The sequence below is a fragment of the uncultured Mucilaginibacter sp. genome, from assembly GCF_913773635.1.
GTDB lineage: Bacteria > Bacteroidota > Bacteroidia > Sphingobacteriales > Sphingobacteriaceae > Mucilaginibacter.
Window position 1 is genome coordinate 195,089 of the sequence record NZ_CAJYGQ010000007.1, and the last position, 14,082, is coordinate 209,170.

Sequence of the window (14,082 nt, forward strand, 5' to 3'; positions counted from 1 at the left end):
AGCTACAGCTCAACCACGTATTCGGGTATTACCTTAACATTCTTGAGTACCGGTGCTGTGTCATTTTGCAAAGATTCTCTGACACCTTTCTCAAAATAAATTTGCCTTTCGTTGGTAAGCGGTATAACCTGTAGCAGGATATTGCTTTCCTTAGTTGTTTTGTTAATAAGCATCTGCATGGTTTTTCCGAAGTAAAAGTCATCAGCCACTAGTTTGCCATTTATGTAAGCAGCGCCGGTATCGCCCCTGTAGTCAATATCTAATAGGGTATTGTCAGCCATCGGCCGCACTTTTAACAACCAGTATTTAGCTCCTTTAACAGGTGTAAAGTTTGTTTGGTACTGTGGTCCCGGGCTTGCAGCAGTATTCTTGCTGTTACGGTCATCTTCCGGGAGTTTAGCTCCTTTATTTTGATACAACGCTAAGTCACTCACTTCAGCAACTTCTACTGCAACTTTTTTTGCAGGCAAGGTTTTACTTAATTTTGTAAATACCCCATCGTTTTGCTTTTTAAAGCCCAAAGCTTTGTAATTGCTTACAACGGGAAAAACCGAGATGCTGAATTGATTATTGCCCGGGCTTTGCATTTTAACCTTCCCGTTTGCAAAAGTTAAATTTTGTTCTGAAATGCATAGATGCTCGCTACCAAAAGCATTTCCTTTCCAGCTGTTTAAAGCCTGACGATTGGTTAAGGTGATGATGTTTGCTTGTTTACCATCTTTCATTTTAATGGTAATCATGCTGCCCGTTCCGGGTTTTACTCCATCTATTAGGTAGGTATCAAATAGCTTGTTAACCTTAGCTTGATTAGTTATTAAATTTGCTATACCAGCTTTGCTGAATACATATTCGGGTCTGATACCTTCAGGCGCAAAAAATACATAAGTTGGTATTTTGCCTTTTACTATGCATAAAGGTTGGACTGTTGCATATTTTAGGTTGCAGTTTTCAATGGCCATGTTAAATGGTAAAATAGCCAGGGTGCCTGTTTTGATATCTATAGGTTTTTCAGGAAATATAATGCTATGATCATCACTTAACTTAAGTTTAAACTGTATGCCATTATGATTTCTCAACCTTAATTGTCGTTGATAGTTGCTGATGAATAAAAAGCCGCTTTCACCTTTAGATCTTACAGCAAACCGAAGTGTTGTGCTATCAGCTGCACCCTCTGCTTTTTTATCGGCAAAGGATGGATAGTATTTTACCAGCTGCCCTCCAAAGCTGTTCAAAAACATATGTAATGTTTTAAACGCTTGATAAGATGGTCGTATTTGGCCAAACTCGCCCAGCGGAGCTTGAAAATCATAGTTTAGTATTGGATAGTCGTTTGGATAGTTTGTTGCTTTTGACTCTTGCAATGTAGTTAGCTTCCCAATGTCATTATAACCGCCATGAAACATGTAGTAACCCATCAGGTTAGCGCCTGCACCAATTTTGGTATAGGCTAATGCAGCCACGTCTACCGGTTCAATTATTGGCCGGCGGTGGTAGGTAATTTGTATGCCTCCGCCTATTTCGGCAGTAGAATACGGGTAGCGATACCCGGCATAAGCTGTTGCATCTTCCTCGTGTTTACCAAAAAGATCGCTGCCAATAGCCGGGTCATTGCGTAATGTGCTGAAGGTATAGTTTTCTGATAAGGGCAGTTGGGTTGTTCTCTTATCCCATGGCGCTTCGGGATAGGCTCCCCAAACAGGTATCAGTTCATCTTGTTTAAGGTTTGAGCCCGGCCAGCCGGTAGCCGTATAAAATGGCACATCAATGCCAGCCTTTATAGCCATTTGTTTTAAAGTAAACATATGCTGCAACCCTGCCGGATTGTTAAAACGAAATTCGTTTTCAATTTGCGTTCCAACTATTGGGCCACCATCTTTAAAGTAAAGCCCCTTTAACTGTTCTGCAATTGCGTTATATAGCTTCTGTACTGATGCCAGGTACTCCGCATTGTTTTTACGCATGTTACCTCGCTTAACAATCCATTCGGGAAAGCCGCCGTTTCGTACTTCACCATGGCACCATGGACCTATACGTGTAAGCACATTAACATTATGTTTTTTGCATAACGCTACAAAGTGCCGTAAATCACGGTTGCCACTCCAATTAAAAATGCCTTCTTCCTCTTCGTGGTAAATCCAAAAAATATAGGTTGCTATAACATCTATTCCATTTGCCTTCATCCTAAGTATCGCTTCTTCCCACCTGTCCTTTGGGTACCGTGAAAAGTGAAACTCACCCATTACCGGATACCAGGGCTTACTATCCTTAACAAAGTAAAGGCTGTTAGCATCAACACTATGGCCGTTAGCATCAACGTGTGTTCCTAATTTAAGGTGACCGCTTATAACAGGAGTTTGCGTTTTACTGATATCAGCAGTGTAAAGGGTTTGCGAATAAGCACTCACTGCTATAAACATACCAGCCCATAAGCCCAATAACCTGGCTGAAAATTTATTTGATATGATTTTCACAGGTGATAGCTTTCTCAAAAACGACAAGCTTTTCATATTGCTACTCATTTGTTTTAGGCTTGTTTTGGTTTGAGTTAGGCTTTAATTCATCAGGACTATCCTTGGTAAATGTGTTGAACTGGTATTTGGTAGGGCTTACTAAAATATCTTTTACCACATCAAAGGTTACCTGACCGGTTGGATTGAACTTGTCTGATGCCATGTATTGCATTAGACTATTAAAGAGTTGGCGGGCGGCTGGCTTATCATCACTTAACCCCGGTGAGAGAGCTGCACTTGATACGATGATTTTACCGTTGCCAACCTTTGCCTCATAAATTAAGGCCAACCTGCGGTTTAAAAACCAGGTATCAATGGGCTGAACAAGTGGTTTAAATTCTGCCGGAAAATCTTCCAGTACCATAACCTGCGCACGGTTGGCAATTTCCCACCATTGTAAATTACTATGATACTCGGTTGGAAAACTGGCAAAGGCCGCACTTTTATCCTGAATGAGCATGCCGGTTACATGCGGTGGGCGCATTTTAAACCACGATGTATTCCAAAACACCGGTAGAAAGTGCATGGACACTTCTTTGCCTTTTACAACCTGGCCGGCAACGTTTAAAAATACCTTGCCACCTTTATCTAAAATAGCTTTAGCCTTATCATCAAGCGATGTAGTGTAGTAAACATCAGTTTTTACCTCACGTGCTTTAGCAGGGTACACCCAAACTTCCCAATCATTTGCAAATGGCGAATTGGCAATGCCTACTTCAATTTTTAATTTGGTTGCCTCTTTAATGTTGTTAAGCGGCCAGGTAATTTGGCCTACAGGTATACCATTACCGTTGTCTATATTTTTAGGCTGGAAAGCTCCTTGTGCCACTACACCGCCCGAGGCAGTTTTAATGCTCCAATTAAAAACAGCGTTTTGTAAAGACGCCTTGCCTGAGTGGGCAACCATAACGCCGGCGTTAAGCGTTTCATTATTATTAAAAACAAACTTTGGTAACTGTACAAGTGGAACCGTGGTGTTACAAAAGCGTGCGAACCCAGCAGGCGCAATGTAGCCCTTTTGTTTCCAAAAAGCGTTAAGCACACCTACCAGTGCAGTGCCCTGTCCGGGAAAGTCTTGCAGGCCTAATAATTGAAAACCGGCATAACCGGGCGTACGCAATGTTTTTTCAATTTCGTTTTTGTAACAAAGCGCTTGTAGTTTTCCTGATGCCATCAGAAAATCATGTGCCTGACTACCCATTCCCTGATCTTTCAGGTCTTGCTGAAACAGCTCGAAGTTTTTTGCACGATAAACACCCGTATATTCTTTTATCTCATCAAAATCAGGGAATACACACCACTGACCCATTTCATGAGCTATAAACGGAACGTTAAATTTGGCAATACCGGCACTAAAGTCTGATAGGCTTTCGGGTTGCTTATCCCAGGCTAAGCCACGTACGCCACCCCTCACCTGATATTGTGCATCAGGCACTACCGGCCAACTACCCCCAACCGACATGCCGGTGTATACTTTACGACTATCTTTCTTTTTCCAATAGTCAATAAAAGCATTAAGGTACTGCACCTGGTTACCCGCAGGCTCGTTGCCGGCCGAAAGCATGCAAAAAGATGCGTAGTTGCCGTAATATTTATCCATACGGTTGGTTTCATCATACAGATACTTATCAATAGGCAGGTTGCGGCCAATTGATGAGCCATGGTTAGGCCAGCTTGGCCCTTCGGGCTGCAGGTAAAAACCGGTACGGTCGGCTGCCTTAAAGGCTGCTTCGGGTGGGCACCATGAGTGAAAACGCATATGGTTGAGGCCATGTGCCCGGGCAATCTTGAAGATCCTCAACCAGTCATCAACCGATGTTGCAGGGTAACCGGTAAGCGGAAACTCGCAATTGTTTACTGTTCCGCGTAAAAATACCGGCCGCCCGTTTATAAGAAAGTTGTTGCCCTTTATTGTAAATTCACGCATGCCAAATTCAGCAGTTTGGCTGGCTATTGATTTGCCCTTATTACTAACCGAAGCTGTTAAATTGTATAACGAGGGCGAAAATTCGTCCCAAAGCTGTACACCCTTGCCCATGGGCAAAGTAAGTTCAAGTTCTTTGCGTTCGCCTGCGTTAACAGTAAATGGCGTATTTTTTATAAGTGTTTGATGAACCGTTTTTGAATTAAAGCTTTTGGCTGATATACCTATCTGTCCGCTAAAATTTTGTTTATTAATGTTTTGAACTTGTAGCTTAACTACGGCTGTTTTGTTTTTGACATTAGGGTAAATCTGTAGGTTGGTAATGTAAACAGGGGCATAAGCCTGCAATTCCATTTTACCTATAATGCCATTCCAGTTTCCCTGGGTATGATCGGTAATGCTATGCGAGTCAGGGCCTACGTTGATTTCTTTGATGCGATTGTCAACGCGTATACTAATACGGTGCAAACCAGGTGTTAAGTAAGGGGTAAGGTCATACTCGTGAGGAGCCACCAGACTGTTCTGCATTCCGGCTTCCTTACCGTCAATAAAAACACGTGTTTCTATATGCGTCCGTTCTAAAAACAGGTTTATGCGTTGCCCCGACCATGTTTTAGGTATATCAACTTCTTTTTGATACCAGGCCACACCTACGTAATGTTTGGCAGGGGTTAACCAAAATGGAATGTGAATGTTTCCGGGTTGGCGGTACTTTGCCAAATGCGGATTAAAATAAAACGAACTATCGTAAATGCTGCCTGTCCACCTGGTTTTTAAAGTGATATCGTCGCCTTTTAAATTTTGCGCCATTGAGCCCGGTAACTTTACTTCATCGCTTAATTTCTTTAAATACCACTTTTCGGTAACACCCTTGTCATCACGATCAATTTGAAACCGCCAGGTGCCGCTAAGCGGTATACTTTGCTGCGGTTTAAACGCCGAAAAGGTGACCAGCAACAGTAGTAGAAAGGTGTTTATAGATAAGCTTTTTTTAAGCATGTTTTGCAGTTATTAGGTTCTTTTTATTTGATATAAGGTCCTGGTGTATTTGCGCACCAAAATGCAAGGTATCGTACTTCAGCACCTTATCAAGTGCCAGTAATGCTTCATAGGTTTCACTAAGGCCGGCCAATCCTAAACCTGTAATGTAATAGCAATGAAGCTTGTTACGTAAATTCAGGTCGTCGTCAAAAATAAGTAAGTTGGGTAGTGAAACGGCAAAGTAATCAATCTTTACATCATCGTTTTGATGCTGCTTTCCATACCGTACCAAGTTTTCAAATATGGTTTGTGCTTTTTCTTTGTTACCTAACTTTTGCCATGCCAGGCCCTGGTAAAATATTTTGTCGGGTTGCTGGTCGTTATAAAACATGGCTGCTCCGGGCTCGCTTAAACCAACGGTTGCCTGCTTAAAAAATTGCTGCGCTTCGGCATAACGGTTTAAACCTTCGTGCGCAACACCAAGCCAATAAAAAAGGTCGTTTTCCTGCGCACCGTACAGTTTTCCCTCGCCAAGGTTGTGCGGAAAATACTGTGCGCTTTGTAATTGCTGAATAGCTCGTTCAAATTTTCCTTTTGCAATGTTTTGTTTAGCAAGTTCGGTAAGGCTAAGTACATATTGGCCCGATACCTTGCCTTCGCCGCCCTCCCAAGGGTGAAATTTGCGCTCCATAATGAGGTCATATGCCTTCTGGGAATTTCCAAGGAAGTTATATAAAGCAGCCCTTTCCAGGTACAAATCATCGCGCTCAAGTACGATGGCTAAGTTACTTTCCAAAAACTTAAGCCGTTCCTGGGGCTTTTTGTTAAGCCTTTTATATAACTGATCGAGCTCCATAAGTACACGGGCATCAGACTTATCGAGCGCAAAAGCTTTTTCGAGCCTGATGAGTGCCTTTTTGCTGTCGTTAAGCTTATTAAAATATGCTATACCCAGATTGCGGTGTACTGTTGGAAATGTTTTATCAATGCCTGCTGATTGTTCCCAACATTGAATAGCGCTGCTGTACTGGCGCTTATCATACCATAAATTTCCTAAATAGTAGGGCGCTTTTGCATCTTTAGGGTTTTGCGCAATTGCAAATTCTAGCGCCTCAATATCTTCCAGTTTATTTGGAAAGCACAGGTACGGATTGGCTGTTGCTGCCTTAGTCAGAAACTGCTCTGCTGCTAAACTATCATTGGTTTTTGATGCAAGTAAAGCCAAGTGATAATACACCATTGGTGATGTAGCTGAACCGTTTTCAGTAATCAATAACAACTCTGACGCTTCGCTATACAAACCGGCTGCTGCATAATCAAGTGCATATTCAATAAGGTTATGATCTGTTCTGCGCGATATTCGTTTTAATTCTTCAAGGTTTTCAACAGCCACTTCATTATTGCCTAACGCACGGTATGAAAGCACCTTTTCAAATAAGGCAGCCAGGTTAAATCCGTCCCGCTCCAAGGCCTCAATGGCGGTAATAATAGCATGTTCAAACTCACCGAGGTTACGTAATATGGCCGCTTTAAGTGCCCAGGCTTTACTGTTGTGGGCATTGCGGTCAATGGCATGTTCAATATGATCAAGCGCAGCATCGTAGTTAGCACGGCTTACATCAATTTGTGCTATGGAAAAGTAGCCTGCATCCTGCCAGGCGTTGTTCCAGGTAGCTTTGTAAAATGAGGTGTAGGCTTCATTAATATTTTGCTGATATTTTAAACATAACCCCAAATTATAATATACCTCGCCATCGTAAGGATTTGGGTTACGTGCGGTAGCGGTTTCAACTGCTTTACGTAAGTAAGATTCTGCCAGCGCAAATTTTCCGCGGCGCATGTACCAGCCTCCAAGTGCGTTATTGCTGCGAACATCGCCTGCATTGCGTAATAAAGCTTCTTCATAATATGGCACCGGGCTATAAGTGGCGTGGCGGTATTGTTCCAGGTGCTGTGCCGTTAAAAATAATTGCTCGTTGTTCTCAATTTCTTTTGGCGGTAAAGCCGGTTTGGCAGCTTGGGGTATGTCGTTTTGTTTGTTAAGTGCCGGCTCGTACCGTAAAATTTCTTTTCCCCGTGCATTTGTAATAATTACCGTCCAAAGCTGTTCGTCCGTATCTACAGGTAACGCAATCAAACGCTCAAAAACTGCTTCAGGACTTAAGTCAGTCGTTTCATCAAAAATATTTACCCCGGCAATACTTAATTGTATACGCAATGATGGTTGAACCGAAGTAACCATTACTTTAACCAATGCTTTGTCATCCTGCTTTTCAATATTAAGTAAAATGTCTTTACTAGCATTTTTTACCAAACCCAATTGGCGGTAGGGCAAAAAATACTGGGTAAAGCTTTTTTCCTCGTAGGGCATCAGCCAACTAAAATCAGGTTGATTGTCGGTAAATACCCCTGTCATTAATTCTATGTACGGGCCATCTTCATCTGTTAAGTTACGGTCCCAGGCCTGGCCAAAATCACTGTGGCCCCAAGTCCATTGTTTTTTGCCGGGCGATACATGATGATTAGCCACATGAAGTAATCCAGCTTGCGTATCATGCTCATATCCGCCTACAAAATCATAGTCGGAATTTATGGCCATGTATGATGTAGGAACAGGTATGTTTTTGTAGCGTGATATATCTGTGCCTGGTGAGTAATCAACTTTATAATAAGTGCCCGTTGCTATAGGGAAGGTAGATACATCGCGCTTACCATGATCAAATACGGCGTTAACATCTGGCGGAAAAACAGATTGATAATCATCATTAACTTTTACAGCCGGGTTAGCCCACCATAAAAACGTTTGTGGTAATGGTGTACGGTTAAATAGCTTGGCTTTAATTTCAAGATATGCTTTTTCGGGGTGCAGGGTAAAGCCCGCCATTCCCTTGGTTCCAAACATTCGCTCAACTTCGTTCACCCACACCGTTTTGCTTCCGTCGTTATTTTCGGTGATTTTGTAATCAACCGGCTCAAACGTACTAGGGCGATGGTGCTGTGGCCAGTTAAATTCAATTCCGCCTGATATCCATGGACCGGTAAGCCCAACCAGGGCAGGTTTTATTACCTGGTTATAATAAACAAAATGCCGCTCCTTAATTTTATCATATGCCATTTGAACACGGCCGCCCAACTCAGGCAGTATCATTATTTTCAGGTACCGGTTTTCGAGGTAAAGGGCATTGTAGGTTTGATCGTGTTTCTCGTCGTAAATTTTTTCAATAACCGGGTTAGGGTAAACCGCACCACTGCTACCCTGGTACACCCGTTTTTCAAAAAACATAGGGTTTTTGTCGGGCTTTCCAACGCTATAGGTTGGTATTACAACTTGTTCTTCCCAAACCTGTACGCCGGAATGATTCATATATTATTAAAATTTAGTGTGCTGAAAAACTTTGTTCTAACTGCTCGAGTGTTTGTCCTTTGGTTTCTTTTACCTTTTTCAGAACAAATAAAAATCCGAGGAAGCAGATGACTGAGTATAGGTAGAAAGGGCCGTATGTTCCCAGCTTTTGAGCTAAAACCGGGAATGTAAAAACCAGGATAAAATAAGCGCCCCACAGAGATACGATAGCAACTGATGACGCTACCCCACGAATTTTGTTCGGGAATATCTCGGAAATCAATACCCACGTTACCGGAGCCAGTGACGTTGCGTACATACTTATAGCCAGCAGCACCAGCAAGGATATTAAACCTGCTGCTGCTTTGTTTTGCAGAAAGTAAGCCAGCAAAATATAAGTTACCGAAAGGCCTATTGAACCAATAAGCATTAGTGGCCGGCGGCCAAGCTTATCAACCTGCCACATGGCAAGTAGTGTGAAAAAAAGGTTTACTATACCTATAGCTACGGTTTCGAGCAGTTGCCTGTTTAAGTTTGCACCAACCGATTCAAATATGGTTGATGTATAATTGAATACTACATTAATGCCGCACAGCTGCTGGAAAACTGCAAGGGTAATGCCTACCATTACAGCGGGGCGCACAGCTTTATTGAAAACAGCAGAATAGCTTTGTTTTTGAGTATCACCTCCGAGCGATTTTTCAATATCATTTATGGTGCTGTTTACAAAATCAGCCGAACCAATTTTTTGAAGTACTTGCCGGGCTTTATCATCATGCCCCGCTTTAAGGAGCCAGCGCGGACTTTCGGGCAGCCATAGTACGCCTAATAAAAATAAACCTGATGGTATTACACCCAAGCCAAACATCCAACGCCAGGCCTCGGGGCCGTTATTGGCCAGGGCGTAGTTAACCAGGTTTGTAATGAGTATTCCAATTACTATGGTTAGTTGGTTAATGGCTACGTTGCGGCCGCGTATTGATGCAGGCGATACCTCGGCAATGTACATAGGACTTAGCATTGACGCCATGCCTACGCCAATACCGGCCGCAAAACGCATGGCAACAAAAAAGAACAGATTGCCTGCAACGGCCATCCCAAAAGATGAAAAGGCAAATACTGCGGCAGCAAGCATCAGCCCTGGTTTGCGGCCATACCTGTCGGCAAGATTGCCGGCTATAAGGCAACCGGCAATGCATCCTAATGCCAGTGAGCCGGTTAAAAAGCCCTCCCACCATGCATCAAGCCCAAAAGCGGTACGCAAAAAAGGTAAAGCGCCTGATATTACTGCAAAGTCAAACCCAAACAAATATCCCCCTAAGGCCGAAATGAAGGAAATGCCAATGATATAGCTATTGTTGAAACCTGCCTGTATTTGAGCCATGAAGTGTTATTGGTTAATAAAATTGGTTGCCTAAAGTTACACATAGGACATTGGCTCGAAATGGATAAAAATTTTTAAAAAATAGACTATCTTACGATTTTATCTCAGTTTAATACATATTGGATTGCAATAATGGATAATTTGACGATGGTGACAAATAAGGTTTCTGACGGCTTCGTTGGGCAGCGAAGTGTATTGGTTCCAACAAACAACCAAAGCAAGCTTGCATTAAATCCATTATCATCCATGCTGTATGTTACTGCTGCAGGTTATTATCCGTTAGCTTTAAATCATGATAGGGAGCGTACCTATGGCAGCGAAGATTATATTTTGATTTATTGTGTAGATGGCAGCGGATGGATTGAAATTGACGGTATGCGCAATATTGCAGAGGCAAACACTTTTTACATTATTCCTCCGGGGCAGCGACACCATTACGGCAGTTCGGGTAAAAACCCGTGGAGTATATATTGGCTGCATTTTACTGGTAGCAATGCTGCTGTAATATACAATAGCTATAAAAGCTTCGCTTTAAAAAACAACTATGTGGTTTATAATCAAAATCGCATTGATGAATTCAGCTACTTAATGGATTTATTGGAAGGCGACCTTAACCCTTATTTTTTAGAAGTTGCCTACGTAAAACTAATAGGACTTTTAGGAACATTTATATTTGCCGGTGATGCCGGTTATAGCAGTGAGCCAGATAGCATTGATGCTTCTGTTGCGTTCATGAAGCTGAATATTAAAAGCAATTTTTTAATAAGCGACTTCGCCAGGCAAGCCAATTATTCGGTATCGCGCTACTCAGAACTTTTCCGGCAGCGCACGGGTTACGCGCCCATGCAATATTTTAATCAGTTAAAAATTCATATGGCTTGTCAGTACCTGTCATTTACATCTATGAGCGTAAAGCAAATTTGCAATGAGCTTGGCTTTGATGATCAGTATTATTTTTCGCGCCTGTTTAAAAAAATAACTACTCACCCACCGTTGAAATACAGGAAGGTAAATAAAATTTAATGTCAAAATGGGGGGTGGTCTGCAACGGTAGCAGTGTAAAGCATCAGAGTTTTATATTTTAAATTTTACAAATCTGCTTGCTTCAAATGCTTTAACTTTGCAAGGCATTAACACTTATAGGTTGTGGAAGAACGACAGGAGATCCCCGAGAAAAAAGATTCATTTGCTGCTTTACGATACAAAGATTTTCGCGCATACATAGGTATGCGTTTCTTTTTTACGTTTGCCTATCAAATGCAAGCAGTGGTACTTGGGTTTTATATTTACCAGCTTACCCACAGCAAGCTAGCTATAGGTGCTATTGGTTTATGTGAGGCCATACCTGCTATAACCATAGCTTTATACGGCGGATATATTGCCGATAAGTATGAAAAACGTAAGTTGCTGCTTACCATATTTTCTGTTGTACTGTTTTCTTCTTTCTCCATATTTTTAGCAACGCACGATGCTATGAGGCCATATATACCGGCCAACCGCATCGCCACCGTTATTTACGCAATGGTGTTTTTAAACGGTGTTGCCCGTGCGTTTTATGGTCCGGCCACCTTTTCTGTCTATGCCCAAAGCATTCCTAAAGAACTTTATCCAAACGGTAGCACCTGGAGCAGTTCGGCGTGGCAAATTGCAACCATATTGGGGCCAGCTACCGGAGGTTTAATTTTTGGCCATTGGGGTATAACGCCAACATTTATACTTATTGTAACGCTTTTAATTATTTCATTTGTGCTTACGTATTTGCTCAGGCAGTATCCGGCCATATTTGTTCCTAAGGAAAGTATATTCAAAAGCCTATCCGAAGGAATTAATTTTGTGTTTAAAAACAAGATGATGCTTGGAGCTATGAGCCTTGATTTGTTCTCGGTATTTTTTGGCGGAGCTATTGCCTTGTTACCTGTGTTTGCTCATGATATTTTAAAAGTAGGGTCAGAAGGTTTAGGTTTTATGCGCGCTACAACAGCATCGGGTGCGGTACTTACCATGCTGGCCATGACCCGGTTTTCGCCCATGAACAGGCCATGGCGTAACCTGCTTATTGCGGTTGCTGGTTTCGGACTATCAATACTATGTTTTGGTTTGTCTAAAAACTTTTATATATCTCTCATATTTTTGTTTACCGAGGGTGCTTTTGATAGTATAAGTGTAATTATACGCAGCACGCTTATGCAACTGCTTACGCCCGATAATATGCGGGGACGGGTATCGGCGGTAAACTCTATGTTTATCGGGTCATCTAACGAAATAGGCGAATTTGAGTCGGGGCTTACCGGTGAGCTAATGGGTACGGTGCCATCAGTGGTATTTGGTGCATGTATGACGCTATCAATTGTAACTATAACATTCTTTAAAACGCGTAACCTTATACCCGTTAAGCTTAAAGATATTAACAGCGCTAACGAAAAAGGCTAAGCATATTTGCTTAGCCTTTTTAGCTGTATCAGTCAAGATCGGCACGCTGGTGTTGGTACGGAATCTCAATGTTTTTGTAACCCTTTTGCTCAAGGGTTTCGGCAAACTTTTGCTGGGTATCATACTCGCCGTGCACCAAAAATATCTTTTTGATTTTGTCCGCTTCCTGGCAGTTTAAAAAGTGCAGCAAGTCTTCATAGTCGCCGTGTGCACTCATACTTTTAATTACGCAAACTTGGGCTTTCACCTCATACTTGTCTCCAAAAATAAATACATCCTTATCGCCACGAATTAGATGACCGCCCAAAGAGCTGGGTTCGGCATAGCCAACCATTAGTATGGTATTTTTTGAGTTGTTGATGTTATTACGAATATGATGCCTCACCCGGCCGGCCTCGGCCATGCCAGATGAGGATATGATAACACATGGCCGCGTATCGGTATTTAAAGCCATTGACTCTTCTGTCGATTCAACAAAGCGCAGGTTTTTAAAACCAAACGGGTCTGCATCAACCTTCATTACTTCCTTAACTTGCTTATTATATTCTTCGGGGTGGTTTTTAATTACCTGTGTAGCTTGCAAACTCAACGGACTATCAACATAATACTGTGTATCGGGTAATTCTCCCCGTAATTCGAGTGCATTTAAGGCATAAAGTAGCTCTTGTGTACGGCCTACACTAAAAGCAGGTATAATAACTTTTCCTTTTCGTACTATGCATGTTTCGTGAATTATATCGCGCAACGAATCTTCAATAGGGCCAAGGTCTTTGTGAAGCGAATCACCATAAGTTGATTCAAGCATAACATAATCAGCCTGCGGAAATTTTTGCGGGTTACGCAGTAGTAAGTCTCCGTAACGGCCTACATCCCCGCTAAAAGTAATGTTGGTGGTTTTACCCTCTTCGGTAATTGCAAGGTGTATGGCAGCGCTTCCTATTACGTGGCCTGCATCGGTAAGCATAAATTTTATTTCTGGCGTTACTTCTACTTCTTCATTGTATTCTACAACCTTAAATAGCCCTAAGGCCTCCCTGGCCTGGTCTTCGTTGTAAAGCGCCGTCAGTTCTGCCTCGTTATTTTTTTTGCGTTTGCGGTTTATATAGTCCGTATCCTGTTGTTGTATTTTGGCCGAGTCGAGCAGTAGAATACGGGCTAGCTCCATGGTAGGGGCGGTACAGTATATAGGGCCATCATAGCCTTCGGCAACTAATTTTGGAATTAAGCCGCAATGATCAATATGAGCGTGCGACAGTATCATATAGTTTACCTTGCGCGGGTTAAAACCCAGGTGCTCGTTCATGTCTTCGGTTTTTTCACCAAGGCCCTGAAACATGCCACAGTCAAGCAGTATGCTGGTACCGTTATTAAGCTGAACAATATGTTTGCTGCCAGTTACATTGCGGGCGGCACCATGAAATGTTATATGCATTTGTAAGTAATTGGTACGAATTGAACTTACATGTTGTGCTAAATGTTCTGCAAGAGCCAAAAAAAGTTTGACCGACTA

General features: G+C 42.3%; 7 protein-coding genes. 2 read left to right on the plus strand and 5 right to left on the minus strand.

The annotated features are described in order from the left end of the window. Positions 1 to 2: 2 nt before the first annotated feature. From QZ407_RS08885 to QZ407_RS08900, 4 genes are read right to left on the minus strand one after another with little or no spacing between them, the layout of a single operon-like run. The gene (locus QZ407_RS08885) at positions 3 to 2,507 is read right to left on the minus strand and encodes a beta-galactosidase (RefSeq protein ID WP_295769912.1); all 2,505 of its coding nucleotides are present in this window, start codon (positions 2,505 to 2,507) and stop codon (positions 3 to 5) included. Positions 2,508 to 2,511: 4 nt separating this feature from the next. Next, the gene (locus tag QZ407_RS08890) at positions 2,512 to 5,433 is read right to left on the minus strand and encodes a sugar-binding domain-containing protein (protein ID WP_295769913.1); all 2,922 of its coding nucleotides are present in this window, start codon (positions 5,431 to 5,433) and stop codon (positions 2,512 to 2,514) included. After that, the gene (locus QZ407_RS08895; RefSeq protein WP_295769916.1) at positions 5,426 to 8,779 is read right to left on the minus strand and encodes a DUF5107 domain-containing protein; all 3,354 of its coding nucleotides are present in this window, start codon (positions 8,777 to 8,779) and stop codon (positions 5,426 to 5,428) included. Before QZ407_RS08895 ends, QZ407_RS08890 begins: the two co-directional genes overlap by 8 nt. Positions 8,780 to 8,792: 13 nt before the next feature. Further along, a complete protein-coding gene (locus QZ407_RS08900; RefSeq protein WP_295769918.1) occupies positions 8,793 to 10,142 on the minus strand; it encodes a sugar porter family MFS transporter in 1,350 nt (449 codons plus the stop codon). 132 nt (positions 10,143 to 10,274) lie between these two features. On the opposite strand from QZ407_RS08900, the gene QZ407_RS08905 reads away from it, so the two are divergent. Continuing rightward, entirely contained in the window at positions 10,275 to 11,165 is an 891-nt protein-coding gene (locus QZ407_RS08905; protein WP_295769921.1) for an AraC family transcriptional regulator, read from the plus strand. Positions 11,166 to 11,288: 123 nt separating this feature from the next. After that, complete coding sequence (locus QZ407_RS08910) at positions 11,289 to 12,572, plus strand: MFS transporter (RefSeq protein WP_295769923.1); 1,284 nt, start codon at positions 11,289 to 11,291, stop codon at positions 12,570 to 12,572. A 28-nt stretch (positions 12,573 to 12,600) separates the two neighbouring features. On the opposite strand, the gene QZ407_RS08915 is transcribed toward QZ407_RS08910, so the two are convergent. Further along, positions 12,601 to 14,004: an MBL fold metallo-hydrolase gene (locus QZ407_RS08915; RefSeq protein WP_295769926.1), complete on the minus strand. Its 1,404-nt coding sequence runs from the start codon at positions 14,002 to 14,004 to the stop codon at positions 12,601 to 12,603. Between the last annotated feature and the right edge of the window lie 78 nt (positions 14,005 to 14,082).